Here is a 24,066-nt window from a genome sequence, read left to right on the forward strand (position 1 = left end):
AACTTTCCCGTTTATTAAAAATAGACCGCAAGGCCCAACGCCATACTCAGGTTATGGGTCGTTTTACTTTCCGCCAAAATTGTGGTTTCAAACACGTAATCATTAACCACTAAATCCAGTGCCAGCCAGTCGGTCAGATACAGCCTGAACTGACTGCCAAATTTGACGGCAAAAACAGTGTCACCGGCAAAATCAACATTGCCAGCGCCAGCAAACAACGACCACCCGGTGTTAATTGCATAATCACTGCCCAGATATACCTCCCCTGGCAACAACACATAGCCAAGCTCTGCGCCATAGAACTGCCATTGCCGCTCATCATCGGTTAACAGGGGCGCTGCGCCACTTAGCCGCTCGTATGAGGTCAGCCCGGCCTTTGCCAGGGCATACTCAGCGCTGACATAAAAATCTTCGTTAATGTGATAACTGAGTTGCACTGCAGCCAGGCCACTGTTACCAAAATCCTCTATCGCTAATGCCCCGCCACGCAGCGCAACAGCAAAATTCTCGGTATCCAGTCTGGCAGGTACCACGTCAGACTGAGTGATCTGCGGCTCAATCCGGGGGCTGTTTTGATTGGCCTGCAGCGCAACAGCAACCGGGCTTTGCCACAATAAAACACTGGCTAGAACGCCAGGCGTAATCCAATTAACCATGTATTCGTCTCTTCATTAACGTCGCGGTCGGTACTGACCAGCGCTCTGCGATAACGCAGATTAGCCTGAACCCGCCGGGTCAGCGGATAATTTACACCCAGCTCGATTGTTGCCAGCGGGCTTCGTCGTTCCGGGGTTTGCACCAGCACGGTTCTGGGGCGGGTCAGCAGTACTCCACCACCGAGCGCCATATAAGGTGACAGCTGCCAGTGCGGCCAGGGGCTGATACTCAGTTGCAGTAAATACTGCTGACTGCTGGCTTGCTGGCCACTGCCCTGCCCGGCGCTCAGTTCCAGCGCCACGACATCTGAAAACAGGTAACCGCCGCTTAACTGATAAAAACTGGTACCCGCGAAATCACCGGCAGCCAACCCCAGCTGCCAGCTTGTCACTGCTTGATCTGCCTGCCACAATTCGCCAACACTTTGCGCGCCGCCAACCTGATACAGATGTGTAAGCTCTGAGGCTGGTAACCATAATTCCTGCTGCCGGTAGCGCACTTTAATCCAGGCTGTTCGTTGCTTCAGCAATAGCAGGCTGTCATTATTCAGCGCAACCTGTACTATCGGATATCCCCGGCCAGGCCCGGTCCGAAGATCGATAAAGTCTTTCTGAACAACAACCTGCTGTCCCTCCAACCCACTTTGCTGTGCCAGAACCGGCGCAACCAGCAGCAGCCATAACAAGCCAAACCAGCGCATCTAGTCAAACTCCACGGCAAAAGGTGAGTTGTAATACTGGGCCCCCATATCAAGCCACTGGCTGATTAAACGCAGTTCCGCTGCCGACAAATATCCCTGATGGCTGCCGCCCTGACTGAACTGGCTGAAAAACCGCTGGCTGGCCAGCGCCCCGCCAACCCGCATGCTTGCCGGTATCGTGACTGCCACCATCACCGGTATCGGATTGCCATTTTCATCCAGGATCAATTCGCCATTGGCATCGCGTAAAAACACCAGGTTGCCATCAGCATCGACTTGCTGCACCAGACGGTCAACCAGCACACCACCAATGAGCTCCTGTTCATTATCATTACTGAGTAATTCCCGGTAACTGGCCATCTGCTCCGGTTGCAGATCTGAAGGCTGTCCGGTCAGTTCCAGCTGTGCCGATGGCACAGTCGTGGCGCCGGCACTGTCAGTCCTGCTGTGACAACTGACACAGGTGTGGTCACGAACTAACTCGTTAGTTAACGGATCGAACTGACGCCGGTCCAGCTGCCATAACGGCTGAATATGGGCCGGATAATCCACTCTTAACCGACAGGCGGCCTGCCAGCGGTTAAAACACGCCAGGCCAACCGGTGTTGGTGTCATCAGATCAGCAAACTGATTCAGTTCTGCCGGATCAGGCTGGCGTAGCGCCGGATCAGTCCAGATATCCTCGAAATCCAGGGCTGCACTTAAGGTCTGTTCACCCAGCAAACGCGCCATGGTTTGTGCCATCGTCTCACCCGCATTAGGCGGCAATAACGGGTTGGCATTAGGAAAGGCGGCGGCAGCGTTGAGCGGACCGGGGTTAATGCTTGGCCATTCACCATTCTGCCTGCCATGGGGCCGGGTATTACTGGCCGTATGACAGCCGTTACAACTGAGGGTTTCGCCAGCTGCCAGGGTTATCCACTGCTGGTGCGGTGGTGACACGGCCTGGCCTTCAGCGTTCAGTAAACTCAGCGCCAGCGGCACATTTGCCGGCACTTTAACCCGCACTGAGCCATCAGGCTGCACCGGGGTGATACCTACCAGCTCCCGCATTAACTGGCGGCGGTTTACCCCAAATGCAAAATTAGGCACTTCCCGAACCTCTTCAGGCGGAATAGGTACACCGCGGACCAGACTTAAATAACGAACTGGCCGCTGGGCAGCAGTCGATTGCATCGGATCGGCCAGTTGCGCGACTGGCAATACCGCCTCACCGCCAATGTCGTATACACTGCGAATGTCCAGAATCGCTTCACCGGCTTCAGCCAGCATCGGATTGGCATCCGGGTTGTCGGGCAGAAAGGCTGGTCGCGCAAAGGCCTGAAGTACAACGCCTTCGGTTAATAATTGCTGGTCGACCCCGGGCTTAACCGGCACCTGAGTTTGTTTTGCCAGATCAAACAGCCATAAGCCAAAGCGCGGGGGCGCCAGCGGGTAGGCTGCCGGCTCATTAACCAGTTCACAGCTTGTCAGCTGTTGGTCGACCACAACCTGACAGGGGGCCCAGCTTACCAGAAACCGGTCAGACCCATCCTGTAATGCAAATATATTCTGCACCAGCCCTGCTGATTCCGGCCGGCTGGAATTATCGAAGTCCCAGGGTAACAGCGGGGTTTGTGCCGGCAGATTCAGCACTTCCTGATACAGCGGTTGCTGGTTATCACTGGCAAGCGCCAGCGCAATTTGCACCGGCAGCACGTTCAGTCCGGTTTGCTGACGGCTGCTGAGTAAGGCAGCGACCTCGCCGTTAGCCAACAGTAAAGGTTTGGCAAATTCTACCTGACTGTTATCCGGCCCCGTCTGATGAGAATGCCAGCCATATACCAGCTGATTCGCCGCACCGTCCGGCCGCATCTGATACCAGTTAAACATATTACGGTCAGCCTGATTATCCCAGCGGCTGTATAATATCGTGCCATCGGGCCGGACAACCGGATACAGGTCATGACTCAGGTTAAAGCTGATTTGCTCAATGTCAGTCCCGTCGGCATTCATCACATGTAAATTAAAAGCGGGCCCCTGCAAATCTTCATGCAAGCCACTGTACTGAGGCTTAAATTCATCCAGTAATATTTGCCGGGCTTTCTGTTGCCGGCTCGAGCTGAAAATGATCCGGCCATCGGCCAGAAAACCCGGGTTAATATCATGGCCCTGTTCTGCGCGCAGTGGATCAGTAATAACCGGCGTAACGCTGTCGGTGCTGCGGCTGTAGCGCCAGATACTCCAGGTAGGTTGCAACTCATCGGGTACGTCGGCCAGCTCTGGTGGCCGTATCGCAAACAACAGCGTATCGCCGTCGGGCGACACCACTAAATCTTTTACGTCATAAGGCGCATCGCCAAATACATCAGCCAGCAACTCACGTTCAGCCGACTGGGCAAAGGCATTTCGTTTAATAATCAGCCGCGCCCCCGGATTGAACTGCTCGGGCGCGGTCAGGCTGCGCTGGTAAGGCTCCCCATCTTCACCGGTTAGCGGTCTTGCTACAAAGGCCAGTGGATACTCCTGTGCCACCGGATCCTGAGGCTCGTCTTGTACGCTGATGTCGGCATTGCAACCAACCAGACAGCATAAACCGGCCAGCAGCAGTAAGATGTGTTTTATCATTATTAGCAGTACCCGCCACCGAACCCGATGACCACAAGATTAATTGACTAAATGTTAATAAATTAAGTTTTTTAGTAAAAACAGGCTTATCAGATTACCGTTCGCCATATAGCAGAGCAAGACAAAATTTTTTGCTGCTGACCGGCCAGTTCGTTATCATACCTTTAACAGAAACTGTGGTTTTAGCGTCGTTTGTCGCTTTATTCGCAGCCTCAATGATTTAAGCTGCATGTTAAGAATCTTAACGCCGCGTTTTGGCCCGTTTAATGGCGCTTAAAAAAACAAAAAAGCCAGCAAAAATGCTGGCTTTTTTCTAGTACAAAAGTATTACAGGTCAGCTTCAAACTCTGCAGGGATGGCTTCCTCAATCACTTTTTCGCCTGGTTTTAATAACAGGCGGCTACGCAACTCTTTTTCAATCTCGTCAGCCACGGCCGGATTATCAGTCAGAAACTTCATCGCATTTGCCTTACCCTGACCAATCTTATTGCCCTGATAGGCATACCAGGCACCGGATTTGTCTACCAGACCCTGGGCCACACCTAAATCAATCAGTTCGCCATGCTTATTGATGCCAGCCCCGTACTGAATAATAAATTCAGCCTGCTTAAACGGCGGTGCCACTTTATTTTTTACCACTTTGACCCGGGTTTCATTACCGGTAATCTCATCACCGTCTTTCACTGAACCAATCCGGCGGATATCTAATCGTACTGAGGCATAAAACTTCAGCGCATTGCCCCCGGTGGTCGTTTCCGGATTACCGAACATCACGCCAATTTTCATCCGGATCTGGTTAATAAAAATACACAAGGTGTTAGAGCGCTTAATATTACCGGTAAGTTTGCGCAGAGCCTGCGACATTAACCGGGCCTGTAAGCCCATGTGGCTGTCGCCCATGTCACCTTCAATTTCAGCTTTAGGCGTTAACGCCGCAACCGAGTCAACCACCACAATATCTACTGCCGCCGAGCGCACTAACATGTCACAAATTTCCAGTGCCTGCTCGCCGGTGTCCGGCTGTGATACCAATAAATCTTCCACTTTTACGCCCAGTTTTTTGGCATAAACCGGATCAAGCGCATGTTCTGCATCAATAAAAGCACAGGTTTTACCGGCCTTTTGTGCTTCAGCAATCACCTGTAATGTTAGCGTGGTTTTACCGGATGATTCAGGACCATAAATCTCGACAATCCGGCCATATGGCAAGCCGCCTATGCCAAGCGCAATATCCAGGCCCAGTGAACCGGTTGATACTGAGGCAATATCCAATGCCGTGCTGTCACCCAGGCGCATAATCGAACCTTTACCAAACTGACGCTCTATTTGAGTAAGGGCTGCGCCCAGGGCTTTTTGCTTATTGTCGTCCATTGTTCACTCCAGAAAATTCGGCTTGCATAAACACTGTATGCTCGTACAGTAGTCTAGTTTGGCAAGGCTGTCAATAATAAGATGCAGCGCTTCAGCGCATAATCAATTGCCTGTTGGCGCACCTGGCCGCGATCGCCCGAGAAATGCTGTAGCTCACTGCTCAGCTCACCATTAAGCCAGAAACTAAACCAGACAGTCCCGACCGGCTTGCTGGCTGAGCCACCACCGGGGCCGGCAATACCGGACACCGCAATCGCCAGCTGGGCATTAGCGGCGACGGCGGCCCCAGCTGCCATTTCTTTCACCGTTTCATCGCTTACCGCGCCAAATTGTAATAAAGTGGCACTGCGAACACCCAACAGTTGCTGTTTTGCCTTATTACTGTAAGTCACAAAGGTACGGTCCAGGTAAGCGGAACTACCAGCAACAGCGGTTAAATAGTAAGCGATACCACCGCCGGTACAGGATTCAGCAGTGGTGACAAACCATTTTTTCCGTAATAATAATGCGCCCAGCTCGGCAGCCAGTTGCTGAGTATCGGTAGCAGTTACCATAGCCAATCCAACAGGAAAATCAGAATTACATTATGCCGTCAGACCAGAAACCGGAGCAAGCCCTAACCAGTCATACCCCGATGATGCAGCAATACCTGGCACTGAAAAGTGAGCATCCGGCGATTTTGCTGTTTTACCGGATGGGTGATTTTTACGAATTGTTTTTTGATGACGCCAAAAAGGCGGCCGCGTTGCTGGATATTTCACTGACAAAGCGGGGCCAGAGTGCCGGCCAGCCCATTCCAATGGCAGGTGTGCCCTACCATGCCGTAGAGGGCTACCTGGCCAGGTTAGTACAGTTGGGTGAATCGGTGGCCATCTGTGAACAGATTGGCGATCCGGCGACCAGTAAGGGGCCGGTTGAACGCAAAGTAGTCCGGATTGTAACGCCGGGTACCGTTACCGACGAAGCCCTGTTAAACGAGCGGCAGGATAATTTACTTTGCGCCATTTGTGAGCTCAATGGTCAGTTTGGTCTGGCTCAGCTGGATTTAAGTGCCGGGCGTTTTTTAATTAATCAGGTCACTAGTGCTGCTGATCTGGCCGCATTGTTACAGCGTCTTAATCCGGCAGAATTATTGTATCCGGAATTATTAAGTCAGCCTGAACTTTGTCTGGGGCGCAAAGGCGCAAGGCGCCGGCCACAGTGGGAGTTTGAGCTTCAAACCGCAAAACGCCTGCTGTGTCAGCAGTTTGGTACTAAAGATTTAATCAGCTTTGGCGTCGAGGATGTCCCGGTGGCACTGATGGCTGCCGGCTGCCTGATGCAGTATGTTAACGATACCCAGCGTGCCAGTCTGCCGCACATCCGGGCTATCGCACAGGAACGGGCTGACGATTATATTGTGCTTGATGCTGCCACCCGGCGTAATTTAGAGCTGACCCAGAACCTGAGCGGGGGTTATGACAATACCCTGGCTTCGGTGCTGGATCGCAACCAGACTGCGATGGGCTCACGCTTATTAAAGCGTTGGATCCATGCGCCGCTGCGTAACCAGACAGAGGTTAATGCCCGGCTTGAAACCGTGCAGGAGCTTACCGACGATGTCGACAGCCTGCAGCCGGCACTTAAAAATATTGGCGATATTGAGCGGGTGATTGCCCGGCTGGCGCTCAGAAGTGCCAGACCACGTGATTTCGCCAGGCTGCGCCAGGCACTGGCGCAGCTGCCAGAGCTGCAACACGCACTCTGCCATGCTGATACCACATTGTTACAACAAATTTGCCGCGACAGCCAGCCACTGCCAGAACTGCAGCAACTGTTAACTGCCGCTATTGTCGAGGTTCCGCCGGTTCTGATCCGCGACGGCGGGGTGATCGCAGCAGGTTATAACAGCGAGCTGGATCATTACCGGGCGCTGGCAACCGGGGCCACCGATTATTTAGAGCAACTGGAACGACGCGAACGCGAACGCACCGGCATCGCCTCATTAAAAGTCGGCTTTAACCGGGTGCACGGCTATTACATTGAAACCGGCCGCAGCAGCGACACCAAGGTGCCAGCAGAATATGTCAGGCGCCAGACCCTGAAAAATAACGAACGCTATATTATTCCGGAACTGAAAGAATATGAGGATAAGGTGCTGGGCAGCCAGAGCCAGGCACTGGCGCTGGAAAAACAGCTTTATGAGCAACTATTTGAGCGGGTCAGCCCGTTTTTAACTCAGCTGCAGCACTTGGCGCAGGCGCTGGCACAACTGGATGTGTTATGCACCTTTGCCGAACGCGCGGTCAGTCTGAATTACTGCCGGCCGCAATTAACCAACGTAAGTGGTATTGAACTGGAGCAAGGCCGTCATCCGGTGGTGGAGCAGGTATTAACAGAGCCCTTTATCGCTAATCCACTCAGCCTGAATGCTAGCCGGCGGATGCTGATGGTGACCGGGCCGAATATGGGCGGTAAATCCACCTATATGCGCCAGGCGGCACTCATTACGCTGATGGCCTATATTGGCTGCTATGTACCGGCCAGCCAGGCAGTTGTGGGCCCGGTTGACCGGATTTTCACCCGGATTGGTGCGTCAGACGATCTCGCCTCCGGCCGCTCAACCTTTATGGTAGAAATGAGTGAAACCGCCACTATACTGCATCACGCCACCGAACACAGCCTGGTACTGATGGATGAAATTGGCCGCGGCACCAGTACCTATGATGGCTTAAGCCTGGCCTGGGCTTGTGCTGATTATCTGGCTACCCGGATTAAAGCCCTGACGTTATTCGCTACGCATTATTTCGAGCTGACGGAACTGGCGAGCACGCTGGATGGCGTAGTGAATGTTCACCTGGATGCAGTAGAACATGGTGACGACATCGTATTTATGCACCATGTGCAGGATGGTGCGGCCAGCAAAAGCTTTGGCCTGCAGGTTGCTCAACTGGCCGGAGTCCCCAAAGCCGTCATTAATCAGGCAAAACAAAAATTATACCAGCTAGAACAGCAAGGCCGGCTGCAGCCATCAGTCAGCAAGACAGCAGACATGTCCCCGTCTCCCCTAAAGTTGCAGTCACAGCTGCCATTGCTTGCTGCCCCTCACCCTGTGGTGCAACAACTGGCAAGCCTTAACCCCGACGAGCTCAGTGCCCGTCAGGCGCTGGACTTACTGTATCAACTTAGCCGCGATGCCAGGGAAAACGCATGATAGTCAAGGACCTGAGTTTATCGGCTATCGTTGCCGGTTTTGTCGCCGTACTGGTTGGCTTTGCCAGCTCAGTCGCTATTGTGTTTCAGGCGGCCAGTGCAGCCGGTGCCAGCAATGAGGTGATGGCGTCGTGGCTGCTGGCACTGGGTATCGGGATGGCGGCGACCTGTATTGGCCTGTCCTGGTATTACAAAGCCCCGGTAATAACAGCGTGGTCCACGCCAGGTGCTGCCCTGCTGGCCACCAGCTTGCAGGGGCTGACTATTGAGCAGGCCACAGGCGTGTTTATTTTTACCGCTGTGCTCGGGCTTGTCATCGGCATCAGCGGTTGGTTTGAAAAACTCACCCGGCTCATTCCACTGCCGCTGGCCAGCGCCATGCTGGCGGGTATTTTACTGCAGTTTGGTTTTGCTATTTTTAACTCTATGCAAAACCAGTTGCTGTTAGTCGGCAGCATGTGTCTGGTCTATTTAATCGCCAAAGTGTTCTTTGCCCGTTATGCCATTTTACTGGTCATGTTAAGCGGCATTATCATCGTTGTTGCTGGTGGCAGCCTTGATTTAACGACGGTAACCCTGAGCCTTGCCCGGCCGGTATGGGTTACCCCGGAGTTTTCGTTCAGCGCCCTGATGGGGGTCGGTCTGCCACTATTGCTGGTAACGATGGCCTCACAGAATATCCCCGGTGTCGCCGTTCTGCGAGCCAGTGGCTATCAGACGCCGGTCTCACCGCTTATCAGCAGCACGGCGCTCAGCACACTGTTACTGGCACCGTTCGGCGCGTTTTCAATTAATCTGGCAGCGATCACTGCGGCAATTTGCACTGGCACTGAGGCCCACCCACAGCCGCAAAAGCGTTACATTGCCGGCATTGCTGCCGGGCTGTTTTATTTACTGGCAGGATTAGCCGGTGCCACTGTGGTGGCGCTGTTTGCGGCGTTTCCAACAGAAATGGTGGCAGCGCTGGCTGGCCTGGCCCTGATCAGCACCATTGCCGCTAACCTGGCGAGCACCACCAGCGACCCAACGTATCGCGATGCCGCCGTCATTACGTTACTGGTTACGGCTTCCGGTGCCAGCTTCTTCGGTCTGGCCTCCGCATTCTGGGGGTTAATCGCTGGCGCGCTGACGATGGCTATTGCGCAGCATCAACGCGCCAGCAATTAAGCCGGCCCGCTTGTTACTGCCTGACTAGCGCAACGGGCTGGCATGCGCTGCCCCACGGAAAATGGCATTAATATAAAGTAAGTGCATGCCATCAACATAGGCGCGGAAATTAGGCTCCTGGGTAAAACTGATAACCTGACCTTTACCGACCTGCTGCACCATCACCAGCGGCTTATGGGCAATTTGCTCACGGTTTTCCTGCCAGACAAAGCCGCCTGCCAGTAATTGCTCTGCCGCTGCAAAGCTGACTACATTGCGCCCGGCGGCAATGGTCAGCGGCTGATACACCTGATTACCCACATACAGACTGTTGACAGTATCGGGGACACCAGCTGTTAACCAGTGCTGCTGGTCTACCTTAGCACGGGCTATGAAACCGGGTACCCAGTCCGGGTCCGCTTTCTCAGGTACCAGCCATTGCTGGTAGTCTTCCGGGTTTTTAATGATGCTACCGGCCACCCTGATGTCTTGTTCCGCCTTTTTCGGCTCCCCTTCACGCACTTTATATTCGCGCTTGCTGCTAAGTAACGGCTTGTCACCTGCCAGCAGGACATCGGTGGCATTACCCAGCGCAATTAGCACACCACCGCGTTCAACAAAGCGGCGAAGGGTGGCCAGACCGGCATTCCCCAGTGCTTGCTGATAGCTGCCGCTGCTCGCGGGCACCACCAGTACCTGGTAGTGACTTAAATCTGCACCAACCAGCTGGGCTGGCCGGATAGCCGTTACCGGATAGTTTAAATTGCGCTCGACAATAAACCGGGCGCTGCCGGCACTGAGCGGGTTAGCAGGTTCATCCCACAGCATAGCAATGTTCGGCTTATGCAGCGTTTTGACATTAACAGAGCCAAAGTTGGGGCCTTCGGTCACCCAACTGCTATCTATACCGGTGACGGTTGCGCCGCTGGCGGCTGCAAGCTGTGGCATCTGCTGCGCCAGTTGCGGAGAGTTATCTGCATGAGTGATAATCAGGCTGCCTGCCGGATACTGCTGGCCGTTCTGATGGGTAAACGGCAAATCACTGCTCTTGACTGTTAACCCCTGCTGCAGGGCTGCACTGGCAAACCGGGCTGCCGCCATATCACCCCATGGTACAATATAGCCGTAGTCCGGCGCCGGATTAATCAGCGTTCCGGCCAGGATCCGATCACTGCTTACCACCGTGGTAGCGACACTCACTGCCCTGTCGCAGCTGTCTGCCGGCAGGTTATACATCAGAGGCAGTGACCAGGCAGTCACATCGTAGATCTGATCGGGCAGATTATTAGCGCGGCGCTGCTCCTGTCTGGCAATAAATTCTTTATCCATCGGCACGGTATCGTCCAGCAGCGTGCGGATTAAATGATACGTTGGCTGGGCAGTATTGATCACATAACTGCCCGCCTGATAACTTCGACCACAGGCTTTAAACGACGCTGTTGCTTTGCCCACGGTAATGCCATGTTCAGTCAGAATTGCCGTTAATTTTATATGGCCGGCATGGTCGCGCTCTGCCGGGAAAATATAACTGCGCACCGGGCCGCTGCTACCTTGTTTAATTGCATCCCTGCGGTACTGATAAAAATTATTCAACAGCTCTGATGCCCGCTGGCTGGCGGTTTCAATAGTTGCCATAAAGGCCACAAAATTGCGTTGCACGCCATCGGCAAAGGTAAGTATGTCACCATCCGCCTTGCGATATCGGTGACCGCGGGCTGACGCCATTTCGTAAGTCATGGCAATACTCCCCTGATAAAGCGGCCAGCTGGCGCCATAGCCGGGGTAAAAAGCATCAAAAATTTCCCGGGTAAAATAGTCATAACCAAACTTATCAAACCACCGGGCATTATTCTTGCCAAGCCACTGCAGACTCTGGCGCTGGTTTGGCTGAATATGCGGGTTGTAAGGCTCGGCTTCCGGGCTGAAGTAATAGCCCATATCGCCCCCCATTTCGTGCGAATCAACAAACAACAGGGGATAAACCTGCTGTAACACTTTCACCCGGCCCCGGGTTTCCGGCTGGGTTAACGAGATCCAGTCCCGGTTCATATCAAATAAATAGTGATTGGTCCGGCCATTGGGCCAGGGTTCATTATGCTCTGCTGACAGCCGGTCAGCCGAATGTGCCAGGCCCACAGTGGCATAATAGCGGCTGACAAAACGGTCATGACCGTCGGGGTTTTGCAGCGGATCGATATATACCAGGGTATTTGCAAGCAGCCTGGCGGTATGGTCACTCTGATCGGCCAGTAAATGATAGGCCAGTGCCATTGCTGATTCTGCCGGGCTTATTTCATTGCCATGCAGGGTATTTGCAATCCAGACACTGGCTGGTAACTGGCTAATTAGCTGTGCAGCATCGCGCTCGCTTAAATGTTGCGGATTGGCCAGTTGCTGCATCTTCTGCTGGATGTCTGCCAGCTGACTTATGTGCTGCTCACTGCCTATCACCACATAGAACAGTGGTCTGCCCTGCCAGCTCTGGCCATAAGGTACCAGTTTAATCCGCGTTGGCTGGCTGGCTGCCAGCTGTTCAAAATACTGTTTGATTGCTGCAGGTTCAGAGATACGGCTGCCCAGGGGATAGCCCAGCACCTGCCCGACCGATGCCACAGCCTCGCTGTAATCACTGTCTGGGAAAACCGGTACTGCCGGACTGGCCGTGGCGAATACCCCTAATGCTGCGATAAGCGCAGTACGTGCAATTAAAGACATGAATAACCCTTTTTTATATTTCCGAGCTGACACCAGCGTTACGCTAAGTGCCAGCAAATAAAGATGCAACACTCAGGCGGCATGATTGCGACCAACCGGGCCAATGTTAAGTCAGGCGTTTAGTCGCGTTCCAGTTCCCCAACAGAAACGGGCGCCTGAGCGCCCGTTTCTGTTACTGATCACTGCCGTCAATCCTGGAACAGGGTTTCTATATTTAAGCCCTGATGCGTCACAATCTCTTTTAAACGACGCAGTGCTTCTACCTGGATCTGCCTGACCCGTTCCCGGGTCAGACCAATTTCATGGCCAACATCTTCCAGGGTGGAAGGCTCATAACCCAGCAGGCCAAAACGGCGGGCCAGTACCTCACGCTGTTTCGGATTCAGCTCGTCAAGCCACAATACCAGATGCTGACGGATATCTTCATCCTGCAATTCATTTTCCGGGCCCTGCTCTTTTTCATCCGCTATGACATCCAGCAACTGCTTTTCAGATGCTCCCGCAACCGGCATATCAACTGAAGTTATTTTTTCGTTTAACTTCAGCATTTTACGTACCTCTGCCACTGGCCTGTCCAACGCATCGGCAATTTCTTCCGGTGTCGGCTCATGGTCGAGCTGCTGGGATAACTCCCGGGCGGCACGCAGATAGATGTTCAGCTCTTTTACCACATGGATCGGCAAGCGGATAGTGCGGGTCTGGTTCATAATGGCCCGCTCAATCGTCTGACGGATCCACCAGGTGGCGTAGGTAGAAAAGCGGAACCCGCGCTCGGGGTCGAACTTTTCAACAGCCCGGATCAGGCCAAGATTGCCTTCTTCAATTAAATCCAGTAATGCCAGGCCCCGGTTAATATAACGACGGGCAATTTTAACCACTAACCGCAGGTTACTTTCGATCATCCGCTTGCGGGCGGCTTCATCCCCTTTCAGTGACAGCCTGGAAAAATAAACTTCTTCTTCAGCGCTTAACAGCGGTGAAAAGCCAATTTCTCCCAGATATATCTGAGTGGCATCCATCGATTTCTGACTGTCATCTTTGGCAAAGACTTCATCAGCGACGACTTCCTCCCCGGCTAACTCTGCAACATCTGGCTCCATTTCTTCGTCCAGTGTCGCAACATCGTCTACCAGGTCATCGTCTTTTAATACTTCATCTGTTGCTACAACTTCATCTCTTTTAAGTCCCATATCCTTTCTCCCACGTCTGCCGGGTATCGGGCCTGACTTAGCTACCTTTCTTCCCTAATGTTTGTGACATCACGCTAACCTCGCGGGTTAGTCTGGTTATCAGGGCAAATATCGTAACGGGTCGACTGACTTGCCTCTGAAACGGATTTCAAAATGCAAACGGCTGTCAGTCGCTTCGGTACTACCCATTTCTGCAATTTGCTGACCCGCGGCAACCTGTTGCCGCTCTGCTACCAGAATCCGTTTATTGTGGGCATATGCGCTCAGGTAATCGTCATTATGTTTAATAATGATTAAATTACCATACCCACGCAGTGCACTGCCGGCATACACCACCTGGCCGTCAGCAGCGGCATTAATCCGGCTACCTTCCCGTCCTGCGATATCCAGTCCTTTATTGCCATGCTCCAGCGTTGAGAATCGCGAAACTATTTTGCCTTTTACTGGCCAGTGCCATTGCACCTTGTTTCCAGCTGAGGTATTATCCGCGGTTTTTTTGCTATTTAGTGCAGGCGATGACTGACCATAACGTGTTTGGTTTGACGACGCAACCGGTTTAGCAGCTTTTACTGAACTATTTGATTTTGTTTGGTTTGAGTTAGTAGCTGCGGCGCCACTCTGGCCTGAGCGGCTTGTGCCGGCCACGGCAGGTCGGTCGGCGCGGCGGCTGGTTTTGGTTGTTGCAGACGCCGCAAGCTGTAACGTCTGCCCGGGATAGATCGTATAAGGGCTTGTTATGCCATTACGGCCGGCCAGCGTCCGGACATCCAGCCCGGCCCTAAATGCAATGGCATAGAGGGTATCCCCCCGTTGCACCACATACTCACTGGCGTTCAGGCTGCCCCTGTTCCGCTCACGGTAGGGGTTTTCTCTGAGTTCGAGGGTGGTCACCGGCGCCGGCCCCGAGCTTGAGGTGCAACCACTGAGCCCGCTTACCAGCACAACAGGCAGGGTTACCATCAGCCACCAGCCAACTATCCGGTTAATACGCCACTCCTTCTGTTCAGACGCGCTGCGGTCCGCCACGATTAAACAGGCGATCTAAATTCATCAGCAGCGTGATCAGCACCATACCGGCCAGTAATGAACACAATGCCAGCAGTAAATCATGATTTGCAATCTGTTGCTGATACTGCCATGGGCTTAACATTTGCTGATTGTGCTGCCAGGGCCAAATCCGGTATAACGCACCGATCACCACGCCGATTAACAAGGCCAGGGTTGCATCATGAAAATGCTTTAACAGCCAGTTAAGCAGTTTAGAAAAACTCAGTAAGCCTACTGCACAACCCAGAGCAAATAACGCAATAATACCCAACTGCAATTCAGTGACCGCCAGCATAACCGGGCCATACATTCCTAGGATTAACAGAATAAAAGCACCGGAAATCCCCGGTAAAATCATGGCACAGATAGCCACAGCACCGGCCAGAAAAAACATATAAGGTGCCGGCTCCAGTTGCACCGGTGCCAGCATACCAATTGCCAGAGCAAACAGTACGCCAGTGCCACATAACACCAAGCGTAATACTGACCATCGTACACTGCGCAGCAACACCGGCAATGAGGCCAGGATTAAGCCAATAAAAAATGCCCATAGCGGTACCGGCCGGTGTTCCAGTAAATAACCAATCAGATTAGCCAGTGAGAATATACTCAGCAGGATACCGCTGAGCAGACAGACTAAAAAGGTGCCGTCGATATGCTGCCATAATGCGGGCAGACGCCCGCGCAGCAACAATTTTACTGCTGTCATATTTACGGCACTGATTGCAGCCAGTAATCGCTCGTATATCCCCAGAATAAAAGCCAGGGTGCCACCTGACACGCCGGGAACCACATCAGCGGCGCCCATGGCCAGCCCTTTAATAAGCCACTGTAAATAATTTTTCATAATCCGTTGATACCGCCTTATCTGCCTTGCTTTTAACCTAATTCACCCGGCACCAACGGCACAAACCGTACTGCCTCAATGTCCTGGCTGCTGAACGAATCAGCATGCCGTTGATATACTCTGAGTACCTGCTCCTTTGCACCCACCGGAATCACCAGCCGGCCGCCGTCTGTAAGTTGTTGCAGCAGCGCGGCTGGCACCTCAGCTGGTGCCGCCGTAACAATAATACTGTCAAACGGCGCTTTGCTCGGCCAACCCAGCCAGCCATCACCGTGTTTCATCGACACATTATGTAAATCAAGCTGTTGCAGCCTGCGCTTGGCCTGAAATTGCAACGCTTTAATGCGCTCAACCGAGCAGACATGACTGAATAAATGGGCCAGGATAGCCGTCTGATAACCTGAGCCAGTGCCTATTTCCAGTACTTTGCCAGGCGCTTTATCCTGCAGCAGAAGCTGGGTCATCCGCGCGACAATGTAGGGCTGAGAGATAGTCTGGCCCTGCCCAATCGGCAAAGCGGTATTTTCGTAGGCTTTGTGGGCCAGCACCGCTTCGACAAAGACATGCCGGGGCACCTGCGACACTGCCTGCAATACGGCATTGTCGCTGATCCCCTCGCTGCGTAGTTTCTGTGCTAATACCGCCGCACTGCGGGCTGTTGCTACTGCCATAATTACAACCGGATCCCCGCTAACCATTGTTCCAGCGTTTCCATACTTTTATACGCTGACATATCGACATGCAGCGGCGTTACTGAGGCGTAACCATTGGCAATAGCATAAAAATCAGTGCCCTCACCGGCATCCAGCTCCGGCCCTAACGAGCCATACCAGTATATTTTCCGGCCCCAGGGATCAGTATCGCTGCTCATGGTTTCTGCTTTATGTCGTCTGCCAAGCCGGGTAACCATAATGCCTTTCAGTTCACCGAGCGCTATGGCCGGAACATTGATATTCAGGATCTGGTCAGCTGGCAGCGGGTGTGACTTCAGCTTTTTTATCACCTCTACGGTGACATGCGCAGCAGTGGCAAAATGTGCTTCTTCCCGACCGGCCAGGGAGACGGCAATGGCCGGTAAGCCAAGATGGCGGCCTTCGGTTGCCGCGGCAACAGTACCGGAATACAAAACATCATCACCGAGGTTGGCACCGTGGTTGATGCCGGCCACCACTAAATCAGGGGTAAAATCCAGTAACTGACTGATCGCCAGATGAACACAGTCGGTTGGGGTACCGTTGACAGCAATAAAGCCATTATCAAGGGTTTGAGTGCGCAGTGGATTTAATAAGGTTAATGAATTACTGGCGCCGCTGCAATTGCGATCCGGGCCCACGGTAGTCACTTCAGCTATTTCTGTTAGCGCCTGCTGTAATACCTGAATGCCTTTGGCATAAACCCCATCATCATTACTTAATAATATTCGCATAGCGACTCCCACCTTGTCCTTAATCTGGTACCGGACATCGTACTTTGCATATTTACTCCAATTCGGTCAGGGACCGGCTACCATCCCGGTAGCTGGCCAATTCTCGCAGCACACTGGTGGCAAAACAACCCGCAGCTAACGCAAATGTCAGCGTAACACTATTACCTGTGACTGTTGCAGTCAGTTGGCGGGGTATCAGCCTGATACTGCGCCTTGCGCCTTGCAGCCGGTAGTCAATCAGGCCCAGACACCACTTCTGATACGGTGCCAGTGCCTGCTGCTCAAGCTGTTCAGCCTGCTGGCTGACCGTCGCGCCAGCAAGCCCCACCAAAGGGGCCGTCGGATGAACATCGCCATCGTGCAGTCGCTGTTGCAACGTACTGTCGGCGTTCTCCACCCGAAAAATGGAACCACTGCCATCTAACTGCAGAATATCACCGTCCAGCACCTGATTAAATACACCCTGGCGTATCCGGGCAGACAGCACCTGATTAAACAGATAGGAACGACTGGCAGACAGCGCCAGCCCGCGGGTTTGCCGATCAGCTATCCTCAGGCCGGCAAACAGGCTGTCGGCCAGTGACAGATTAGCGCCCGCCCGGCCAAAACGTTGCTCTCCGTAGTAGTTCGGCACGCCCGCCCGAATCAGCTGCAGGCGCTCAAGCAAAGCATCAGGTTCGCTGATATCAGTCAGGGTCAGTTGAAAATGATTCGCCCGCAATGCCCCTAACCGTAATTTCCGATGATGCCGTACCACCTGCAAAATGCGACTGTCGTCGATGTGCCAGTCCTGCCAGGCCAGTTCCTGCTTAATCGGCCATTTAAAGCAAAACCACTGGCGGGTCAGGGCATGACGGTCCTTTAAACCGGCATAACTGATATCCCGCATCCGCAGGCCAGTCAGTCTGGCCAGCTGTCTGGCCACATACTGGGTGTTCTGTCCCCGCTTTTCAATTTGCAGCAGCAGATGTTCACCACTGCCACTGGGCTCAAAGTTCAGTTGCTCATCAACAATAAAGTGTTCAGGTATGCTGCGGATAGTGGCCGTAATACCGGGTTTGCCATATAAATATGGCCACTGCGCTAACGGCGGGCACAGATCCACACTCATTGCTGCTGAACCAGTAATACCACGGCTTCAGCCGCGATACCCTCTTTGCGCCCGACAAAGCCCAATTGCTCGGTGGTAGTTGCCTTAACATTTATTTGGTTGATATCCGCCGCTAAATCAGCAGCGATATTCTGGCGCATGGCCAAAATATGCGGCGCCATTTTCGGTGCCTGCGCCATAATCGTCACGTCCAGATTGTTAAGCCGGTAGCCTTTACTACTCACATCACTAAATACTTTGCGCAGCAAAATACGACTATCAATGCCTTTAAACGCCGGATCAGTGTCCGGGAAATGATGACCGATATCCCCCAGTGCCAATGCCCCCAGTAACGCATCAGCCACGGCATGCAAAACCACATCGCCGTCAGAATGGGCCACTAAACCCAGCGTATAATCAATTTTCACCCCGCCCAGCGTAACCGGGCCGGGACCGCCAAAAGCATGAACATCAAAACCATGCCCTATCCGAAAAGTCATTTACCTGTTTGCTCCCGATGTTGTTGCTCCAGATCCTGTTGAGCAAGAAAATAGGCCGCCAGCGTTAAATCGGCCGGGTGAGTAATTTTAATATTGTCAGCCTGGCCTTCCATCAGTAATACCGGCTGACCAGCCCATTCCATGGCCGACGCTTCGTCAGTGATAGTCTCGCCGGCGGCCAGTGCTCCGGTGATTGCCTGGCGCAGCTGCCGGGTTGGGAAAAGTTGTGGTGTAAGGGCATGCCACAGCTGCTCACGGGTCACCGTCGCTGCCACCATATTACCTGCTGTGGTGGTTTTTCCGCGTTTCATCGTGTCGCGCACCGGACAGGCCAGAATACCGCCCTGTCCTGCTTTTAAACAACGGCTGATTAATCTGCTGATATCATGCTGCCGGATAAGCGGCCGGGCAGCATCATGCACCAGGACCCAGGGATAAACTGCCGGATGAATTTGCTCCAGGGCATTCAGCACAGAGTGCACCCGTTCGTTACCGCCGGCCACCCGCTTAATGGCGCTGCCGGCAATAGCGGTCGCGGCAAAATAAGGGTCTGCTTTATCAAGCGCCAGCCAGACGGCGCTAATCTGTGGCTGGCAAAGAATCCGGCCGACACTGTGCTCCAGAATGGTTTTGCCGTTGAGCATTAAATACTGCTTAGGAACGGCTGCCTGCATACGTTTACCCACACCGGCAGCAGGGATGACAGCAGCAATCGCCTGAACGGGCCCTGCTGTCATGGCTTATCCTTTAAAGAGAACGGTTCTGGGTCGGTTTGTACTATCCGGAAAAACACTTCGTCTTCACCTATCAACCCCAGCTCGTTCCGGGCCCGCTCCTCAATGGCTTCGAGCCCTTGCTGCAGATCCGTCACATCAGCCATTAACATCCGGTTGCGTTTTTGCAATTCCTGATTACTGGCACGCTGGGTGGCAATTTCATCCAGCCGCTGCAAATAGTCGGTAACGCTATACTGGCCAAACCACAAGCGATATTGCAGCAGGCAAAACAGGATCAGCAATATTCCGGTTAAAAAACGCATAAGCCAGCTTCGGTTAATAATATCGCTTTATTATGCTGGCTTGCACTGACGCTGCAAAGCCCTAATTGCCGTCAAAGCATGAAAAAATGACCAATTCAGAATTATTTCAGGGGGTGGGGAGGCGGATAGGGTTTGGCAAAGTTCTGCCAGTTAAGCCGGCTGGTTAATAACAATTCCCTTAAACTCAGTACTCTGGGCGCTTTTCTTTCATTATTCAGCCATTGATGACCACAACAGGCTGCGGTCATTATGGCTTTATTCGGCTTTAATAAAAACTTACTGGCATTATTGTGTTCAAGCGGAGTGCCGTTATAACTGAACCAGCCATGTTCATTGCAATGAAGCCGTTCACCGGCAATATCCAGCTCATCCACCGTGTCCAGTACAATGTGTTCCAGCGTCAGCTGTTCTGCATATAGCGGCACAATCAGACCCGGCCTGGCCGACTTATGATAGAAACTGGCAATCGGATCGGCCTGCTGTTTGCGGGCCGGACAGCTTGCCGGCTGTTTGTAATACCAGGAGGCATTCTGGCTGTCGAGCTTAAGCTCACTGTGACAGGTTATAATATTGGCCGCTGCCCGCCGGATATAAAATGGTAAGGCAGCCAGGCGTTTTTGCAACAGCGGGAGTTGCTCCGCGCTCATCTTCGCCAGGCGCAGCAGTTCGCGCTCATACAAAGCGTTGCAAAGCTCGGTATAAGTCTGGTTATCGCTGGATACCTGCCAGAAATGTGGCTGGTTGCTAAGAGGCTCAATCATTTGCTGATGTTAGCCAATCGGCTGCCCCTTGTAAAAGCAAAAGTAGCGCCGGGCTTACAAAAAATGCTAGTTTAACGGTTCTGAAAAGCCTGGTAGCCCTAACGTATGAATCGCCGTCAATTTATCAAAGCCAGTGTGCTGACGCCCATTGCGCTGATTCTGACAACCAAGCTGGTCGCCACCCTGCGCCCTTACCCGCTGTCAGATATGCTGGTGCAACTGAAAGCACTGCCAGCGGAGCGCTTAACCAGCAACGGGGTCTGGAATGTCAGCCAGATTTTGCAGCACTGCGCCCAGAGTATCCATTATTCCCTGTATGGCTACCCCGAAGCGCGCTCGCCGCTTTTCCAGTACACAGTTGGTAAGCTGGCTGTTAACGCGTTTTCGGCAACCGGCACGCTGCATCACCCGCTGGATGAAGCTATTCCCGGCGCCGCAGAGCTTGAACCCGCGCTGCCAAATGACGTGGCACTCAGAGAGCTTATCTACACAGTACAGCAGTTTATGGACTGGCAAGGCCCGATGCAGCCACACTTTGCCTTTGGCAGTCTGACCAAAGCACAGTACTACAGCGTGCATTATCTGCACCTGCAAAGCCATTTGGCTGAAATCAGCCTCAGTGCCGGTTAAAGAATAAAGCCACCAGACGGTGGCTTTATTCATTCGCTAACCTGAATTTAGTCAGGTATTACTGGCCTTTAATTTCGCTGCGGCCTTTATACGGCGCCTTGTTACCTAATTGCTGCTCAATCCGCAGTAACTGGTTATATTTGGCTACCCGGTCAGAGCGGCACAGTGAACCGGTTTTAATCTGGCCGGCGGCGGTGCCGACGGCTAAGTCAGCAATAAAGGCATCTTCAGTTTCACCGCTGCGATGCGAGATAACCGCAGTAAAGCCGGCGTCTTTAGCCATTTTTATCGCAGCCAGAGTTTCGGTTAATGAGCCAATCTGGTTAAATTTAATCAGGATTGAGTTACCGATACCCTGCTCAATACCGCGGGTTAAAATTTTGGTGTTGGTAACAAATAAATCGTCACCGACCAGCTGCACTTTGCTGCCAATTTTATTAGTCAGATCTTTCCAGCCATCCCAGTCGCTTTCATCCAGACCATCTTCAATTGAAACAATCGGGTAACGCTGGGTTAAACCGGCCAGGTAGTCATTAAAGCCAAAGGAATCAAAGCTTTTGTTTTCGCCACCCAGCACATATTTACCGTCTTTATAAAACTCAGTCGCTGCACAATCCAGTGCCAGCGTGACATCTTTATCCATCTGGTAACCGGCTGCTTTTACCGCTTCAACGATGACGGTTAGTGCTTCTTCGTTTGATTTTAAATCCGGGGCAAAACCACCTTCATCGCCCACCGCCGTATTTAAACCGCGCTTTTGCAGCTCTTTTTTCAGGCTGTGAAAAATCTCCGCGCCCATCCGAAGTGCTTCAGCAAAGGTTTTGGCGCCCACCGGCTGCACCATAAATTCCTGAATATCAACGTTGTTATCGGCGTGCTCGCCACCGTTAATGATATTCATCATTGGTACCGGCATACTGTAAACGCCTGGTGTACCGTTTAAATCGGCGATGTGCTGGTACAATGGGATTTTCTTATCTGCCGCTGCGGCCCGGGCCACTGCCAGTGACACGGCCAGAATGGCATTGGCGCCCAGCTTGCTTTTGGTTTCGGTACCGTCTAGATCAATCATGATCTGGTCGATCTCGGCCTGCTGATAGGCATTCTTGCCTTTTAATGCGTTCTGAATAGGGCCGTCAATATTGGCGACCGCTTTAGTGACGCCTTTACCCAGATAACGGCCTTTATCACCGTCGCGTAATTCTAACGCCTCGCGGGAACCGGTAGAGGCACCTGATGGTGCACAGCCCCGGCCCATGGCGCCGCTGGCTAAATACACATCGGCTTCCACCGTTGGGTTACCACGTGAGTCCATAATTTCACGGGCAATAATTTTTACAATCTCAGACATGCTATCTATCCCCTGTTCTAAAACGAAAAAGCCGGGATATCCACCCGGCTTAGCAAAAGTTATACGCGTTGCTTTTTCTGGAATTTGTATGCCGCAGCAACAAATGCCTGAAACAGCGGGTGACCATCACGTGGCGTCGAATTAAATTCCGGGTGAAACTGACCGGCAACAAAAAACGGGTGCGACGGAATTTCAATCATCTCCACCAATTGGTTATCGGCCGATAATCCGGATACCACTAAACCGGCTTCTTCTAACCTGGGCCGTAAGTTATTATTCACTTCATAGCGGTGGCGATGCCGCTCCTGAATAACCGCTTTGCCATAAATCTCGCGCGCTTTGGTGTTATCAATAAGGTTACAGTTCTGGCTGCCCAGGCGCATTGTACCGCCTAAATCCGATGAATCAGAGCGGGTTTCCACCGAACCTGCCGCATCCAGCCATTCGGTAATTAAGCCGACCACCGGATATGCCGTGTTCTGATTAAATTCAGTGGAATGGGCACCATCCATACCTGCAACATTCCGGGCATATTCAATCAGCGCCACCTGCATACCCAGACATATACCCAAATAGGGCACGCCTTGCTCCCGGGCATATTGTGCTGCGATAATCTTGCCCTCTATGCCCCGCTCGCCGAAGCCACCCGGTACCAGAATACCATCCAGCCCGGCCAGCATGGCTACACCTTTGCTTTCCACATCCTGTGAGTCGATATATTTAATATTGACACTAACCCGGTTTTTCAGACCGGCATGGCCTAAGGCTTCGTTCACAGATTTATAGGCATCAGGAAGCTCAACGTATTTACCCACCATGCCGATAGTAATTTCGCCGGTCGGGTTCGACTCCTGGTAAAGCACCTGTTCCCATTCCGCTAAATCGGCTTCCGGGGCGTCGATATAAAAGCGGCGGCAGACTAAATCGTCCAGGCTCTGTGATTTTAACAATGCCGGGATCTGATAAATGCTCGATACATCTTTTAATGAAATAACGGCTTTTTCTTCAACGTTGGTAAATAAGGCAATTTTCGCCCGCTCATTGGCCGGAATTGCCCGGTCTGAACGGCATACCAGAATATCCGGCTGAATACCTATCGAGCGCAGCTCTTTGACTGAATGTTGGGTGGGCTTGGTTTTAATTTCACCGGCGGTACCTAAGTAAGGCACCAGGGTCAGATGCATAAATAAGGTACGCTCACGGCCCACCTCAGTGCCCAGCTGGCGAATTGCCTCTAAAAACGGCAATGATTCAATATCACCGACAGTGCCGCCAATTTCTACAATAGCAATATCGTAACCATCAGCGCCGCGTACCACCCGGTTTTTAATCTCGTTAGTAATATGCGGAATCACCTGAATCGTCGCACCAAGGTAATCGCCGCGGCGTTCTTTACGCAGCACTTCGGCATAGATCCGACCCTGGGTGAAGTTATTCAGCTTGGTCATTTTGGTGCGGATAAACCGCTCGTAGTGGCCCAGATCCAGGTCGGTTTCAGCACCGTCTTCGGTGACAAAGACTTCACCGTGCTGAATCGGGCTCATGGTACCCGGGTCAACATTAATGTAGGGGTCAAGTTTGAGGATAGTAACCTTTAAGCCACGCGCTTCCAGGATTGCCGCCAACGATGCCGCTGCAATGCCTTTACCTAACGAGGAAACCACGCCACCCGTCACAAAGATATATCTTGTAGTCATGAGACCCCTGAGACAATAGTAATCAATAAAAGAATACCAAGGTTGCAAAACACCAGACCCCCGTTGCATTAACACAGGAAGGTGACAGGTGTGCAAGAAT

At 52.6% G+C, this 24,066-nt stretch carries 21 protein-coding genes; 3 read left to right on the forward strand and 18 right to left on the reverse strand.

Annotation, left to right across the window (positions count from 1 at the left end):
• Positions 1-14: 14 nt before the first annotated feature.
• From R3177_RS01235 to R3177_RS01255, 5 genes are all read right to left on the reverse strand, one after another.
• On the reverse strand, positions 15-656 hold the full coding sequence (locus tag R3177_RS01235; RefSeq protein WP_318969227.1) for an outer membrane beta-barrel domain-containing protein: 642 nt from the start codon (positions 654-656) through the stop codon (positions 15-17).
• On the reverse strand, positions 626-1,357 hold the full coding sequence (locus R3177_RS01240; protein WP_318969228.1) for a hypothetical protein: 732 nt from the start codon (positions 1,355-1,357) through the stop codon (positions 626-628). Before R3177_RS01240 ends, R3177_RS01235 begins: the two co-directional genes overlap by 31 nt.
• Positions 1,358-3,964, reverse strand: coding sequence for a hypothetical protein (locus tag R3177_RS01245; RefSeq protein ID WP_318969229.1), 2,607 nt, complete (start codon positions 3,962-3,964; stop codon positions 1,358-1,360).
• Positions 3,965-4,291: 327 nt separating this feature from the next.
• Positions 4,292-5,335, reverse strand: coding sequence for a recombinase RecA (recA, locus tag R3177_RS01250; protein ID WP_318969230.1), 1,044 nt, complete (start codon positions 5,333-5,335; stop codon positions 4,292-4,294).
• 53 nt (positions 5,336-5,388) lie between these two features.
• The gene (locus tag R3177_RS01255; RefSeq protein ID WP_318969231.1) at positions 5,389-5,889 is read right to left on the reverse strand and encodes a nicotinamide-nucleotide amidohydrolase family protein; all 501 of its coding nucleotides are present in this window, start codon (positions 5,887-5,889) and stop codon (positions 5,389-5,391) included.
• Positions 5,890-5,921: 32 nt separating this feature from the next.
• Between R3177_RS01255 and mutS the strand changes: the two genes are divergently transcribed.
• Both mutS and R3177_RS01265 read left to right on the forward strand, forming a co-directional pair.
• Positions 5,922-8,528, forward strand: coding sequence for a DNA mismatch repair protein MutS (mutS, locus tag R3177_RS01260; RefSeq protein WP_318969232.1), 2,607 nt, complete (start codon positions 5,922-5,924; stop codon positions 8,526-8,528).
• Positions 8,525-9,694 carry a benzoate/H(+) symporter BenE family transporter gene (locus R3177_RS01265; protein WP_318969233.1) on the forward strand — a complete coding sequence of 390 codons (1,170 nt, stop codon included), beginning with the start codon at positions 8,525-8,527 and terminating at the stop codon, positions 9,692-9,694. The genes mutS and R3177_RS01265 overlap by 4 nt, the downstream gene beginning before the upstream one ends.
• A 24-nt stretch (positions 9,695-9,718) precedes the next feature.
• Here R3177_RS01265 and R3177_RS01270 read toward each other — a convergent pair whose 3' ends face one another.
• The 11 genes from R3177_RS01270 to R3177_RS01320 form a co-directional block, all read right to left on the reverse strand.
• On the reverse strand, positions 9,719-12,388 hold the full coding sequence (locus tag R3177_RS01270) for a M14 family metallopeptidase (protein WP_318969234.1): 2,670 nt from the start codon (positions 12,386-12,388) through the stop codon (positions 9,719-9,721).
• 188 nt (positions 12,389-12,576) lie between these two features.
• Positions 12,577-13,578: an RNA polymerase sigma factor RpoS gene (gene rpoS / locus R3177_RS01275; protein ID WP_318969235.1), complete on the reverse strand. Its 1,002-nt coding sequence runs from the start codon at positions 13,576-13,578 to the stop codon at positions 12,577-12,579.
• 99 nt (positions 13,579-13,677) lie between these two features.
• Positions 13,678-14,604, reverse strand: a complete 927-nt coding sequence (locus R3177_RS01280) for a peptidoglycan DD-metalloendopeptidase family protein (RefSeq protein WP_318969236.1) — start codon at positions 14,602-14,604, stop codon at positions 13,678-13,680.
• Positions 14,582-15,472 carry a DUF368 domain-containing protein gene (locus R3177_RS01285; protein WP_318969237.1) on the reverse strand — a complete coding sequence of 297 codons (891 nt, stop codon included), beginning with the start codon at positions 15,470-15,472 and terminating at the stop codon, positions 14,582-14,584. Before R3177_RS01285 ends, R3177_RS01280 begins: the two co-directional genes overlap by 23 nt.
• A gap of 32 nt (positions 15,473-15,504) precedes the next feature.
• Positions 15,505-16,143 (reverse strand): protein-L-isoaspartate(D-aspartate) O-methyltransferase, encoded by a 639-nt coding sequence (locus R3177_RS01290; RefSeq protein WP_318969238.1) that lies wholly within the window; start codon positions 16,141-16,143, stop codon positions 15,505-15,507.
• Positions 16,144-16,145: 2 nt separating this feature from the next.
• Positions 16,146-16,898: a 5'/3'-nucleotidase SurE gene (gene surE, locus R3177_RS01295; RefSeq protein WP_318969239.1), complete on the reverse strand. Its 753-nt coding sequence runs from the start codon at positions 16,896-16,898 to the stop codon at positions 16,146-16,148.
• Positions 16,899-16,950: 52 nt separating this feature from the next.
• Positions 16,951-18,009 (reverse strand): tRNA pseudouridine(13) synthase TruD, encoded by a 1,059-nt coding sequence (gene truD / locus R3177_RS01300; protein ID WP_318969240.1) that lies wholly within the window; start codon positions 18,007-18,009, stop codon positions 16,951-16,953.
• A complete protein-coding gene (gene ispF / locus R3177_RS01305; RefSeq protein WP_318969241.1) occupies positions 18,006-18,488 on the reverse strand; it encodes a 2-C-methyl-D-erythritol 2,4-cyclodiphosphate synthase in 483 nt (160 codons plus the stop codon). Before ispF ends, truD begins: the two co-directional genes overlap by 4 nt.
• Positions 18,485-19,225, reverse strand: coding sequence for a 2-C-methyl-D-erythritol 4-phosphate cytidylyltransferase (gene ispD, locus R3177_RS01310; protein ID WP_318969242.1), 741 nt, complete (start codon positions 19,223-19,225; stop codon positions 18,485-18,487). Before ispD ends, ispF begins: the two co-directional genes overlap by 4 nt.
• Positions 19,222-19,527, reverse strand: coding sequence for a cell division protein FtsB (ftsB, locus tag R3177_RS01315; RefSeq protein WP_318969243.1), 306 nt, complete (start codon positions 19,525-19,527; stop codon positions 19,222-19,224). Before ftsB ends, ispD begins: the two co-directional genes overlap by 4 nt.
• A gap of 101 nt (positions 19,528-19,628) precedes the next feature.
• Positions 19,629-20,288, reverse strand: coding sequence for a hypothetical protein (locus R3177_RS01320; protein ID WP_318969244.1), 660 nt, complete (start codon positions 20,286-20,288; stop codon positions 19,629-19,631).
• Positions 20,289-20,393: 105 nt separating this feature from the next.
• Between R3177_RS01320 and R3177_RS01325 the strand changes: the two genes are divergently transcribed.
• A complete protein-coding gene (locus tag R3177_RS01325; protein WP_318969245.1) occupies positions 20,394-20,918 on the forward strand; it encodes a DUF1569 domain-containing protein in 525 nt (174 codons plus the stop codon).
• A 58-nt stretch (positions 20,919-20,976) separates the two neighbouring features.
• Here the strand turns inward: R3177_RS01325 and eno are convergent, their stop codons facing one another.
• Positions 20,977-22,269: a phosphopyruvate hydratase gene (gene eno / locus R3177_RS01330; RefSeq protein WP_318969246.1), complete on the reverse strand. Its 1,293-nt coding sequence runs from the start codon at positions 22,267-22,269 to the stop codon at positions 20,977-20,979.
• Between the two features lie 59 nt (positions 22,270-22,328).
• Positions 22,329-23,966: a CTP synthase gene (locus R3177_RS01335; RefSeq protein WP_318969247.1), complete on the reverse strand. Its 1,638-nt coding sequence runs from the start codon at positions 23,964-23,966 to the stop codon at positions 22,329-22,331.
• Positions 23,967-24,066: the final 100 nt, after the last annotated feature.

Source organism: Arsukibacterium sp. (assembly GCF_033722355.1).
In the GTDB taxonomy this organism is placed as follows: Bacteria; Pseudomonadota; Gammaproteobacteria; order Enterobacterales; family Alteromonadaceae; genus Alishewanella.

Excerpts from the sequence above, each read along its gene's own strand:
- mutS (WP_318969232.1), top strand. The coding sequence starts at position 5,922 with ATGCCGTCAGACCAGAAACCGGAGCAAGCCCTAACCAGTCATACCCCG.
- R3177_RS01335 (WP_318969247.1), bottom strand. The coding sequence starts at position 23,966 with ATGACTACAAGATATATCTTTGTGACGGGTGGCGTGGTTTCCTCGTTA.
- recA (WP_318969230.1), bottom strand. The coding sequence starts at position 5,335 with ATGGACGACAATAAGCAAAAAGCCCTGGGCGCAGCCCTTACTCAAATA.
- R3177_RS01270 (WP_318969234.1), bottom strand. The coding sequence starts at position 12,388 with ATGTCTTTAATTGCACGTACTGCGCTTATCGCAGCATTAGGGGTATTC.
- R3177_RS01255 (WP_318969231.1), bottom strand. The coding sequence starts at position 5,889 with ATGGTAACTGCTACCGATACTCAGCAACTGGCTGCCGAGCTGGGCGCA.
- R3177_RS01245 (WP_318969229.1), bottom strand. The coding sequence starts at position 3,964 with ATGATAAAACACATCTTACTGCTGCTGGCCGGTTTATGCTGTCTGGTT.
- R3177_RS01320 (WP_318969244.1), bottom strand. The coding sequence starts at position 20,288 with ATGATTGAGCCTCTTAGCAACCAGCCACATTTCTGGCAGGTATCCAGC.
- surE (WP_318969239.1), bottom strand. The coding sequence starts at position 16,898 with ATGCGAATATTATTAAGTAATGATGATGGGGTTTATGCCAAAGGCATT.
- R3177_RS01325 (WP_318969245.1), top strand. The coding sequence starts at position 20,394 with ATGAATCGCCGTCAATTTATCAAAGCCAGTGTGCTGACGCCCATTGCG.
- rpoS (WP_318969235.1), bottom strand. The coding sequence starts at position 13,578 with ATGGGACTTAAAAGAGATGAAGTTGTAGCAACAGATGAAGTATTAAAA.
- R3177_RS01240 (WP_318969228.1), bottom strand. The coding sequence starts at position 1,357 with ATGCGCTGGTTTGGCTTGTTATGGCTGCTGCTGGTTGCGCCGGTTCTG.
- truD (WP_318969240.1), bottom strand. The coding sequence starts at position 18,009 with ATGAGTGTGGATCTGTGCCCGCCGTTAGCGCAGTGGCCATATTTATAT.
- R3177_RS01265 (WP_318969233.1), top strand. The coding sequence starts at position 8,525 with ATGATAGTCAAGGACCTGAGTTTATCGGCTATCGTTGCCGGTTTTGTC.
- ispD (WP_318969242.1), bottom strand. The coding sequence starts at position 19,225 with ATGACAGCAGGGCCCGTTCAGGCGATTGCTGCTGTCATCCCTGCTGCC.
- R3177_RS01290 (WP_318969238.1), bottom strand. The coding sequence starts at position 16,143 with ATGGCAGTAGCAACAGCCCGCAGTGCGGCGGTATTAGCACAGAAACTA.
- R3177_RS01285 (WP_318969237.1), bottom strand. The coding sequence starts at position 15,472 with ATGAAAAATTATTTACAGTGGCTTATTAAAGGGCTGGCCATGGGCGCC.
- ftsB (WP_318969243.1), bottom strand. The coding sequence starts at position 19,527 with ATGCGTTTTTTAACCGGAATATTGCTGATCCTGTTTTGCCTGCTGCAA.
- R3177_RS01235 (WP_318969227.1), bottom strand. The coding sequence starts at position 656 with ATGGTTAATTGGATTACGCCTGGCGTTCTAGCCAGTGTTTTATTGTGG.
- eno (WP_318969246.1), bottom strand. The coding sequence starts at position 22,269 with ATGTCTGAGATTGTAAAAATTATTGCCCGTGAAATTATGGACTCACGT.
- ispF (WP_318969241.1), bottom strand. The coding sequence starts at position 18,488 with ATGACTTTTCGGATAGGGCATGGTTTTGATGTTCATGCTTTTGGCGGT.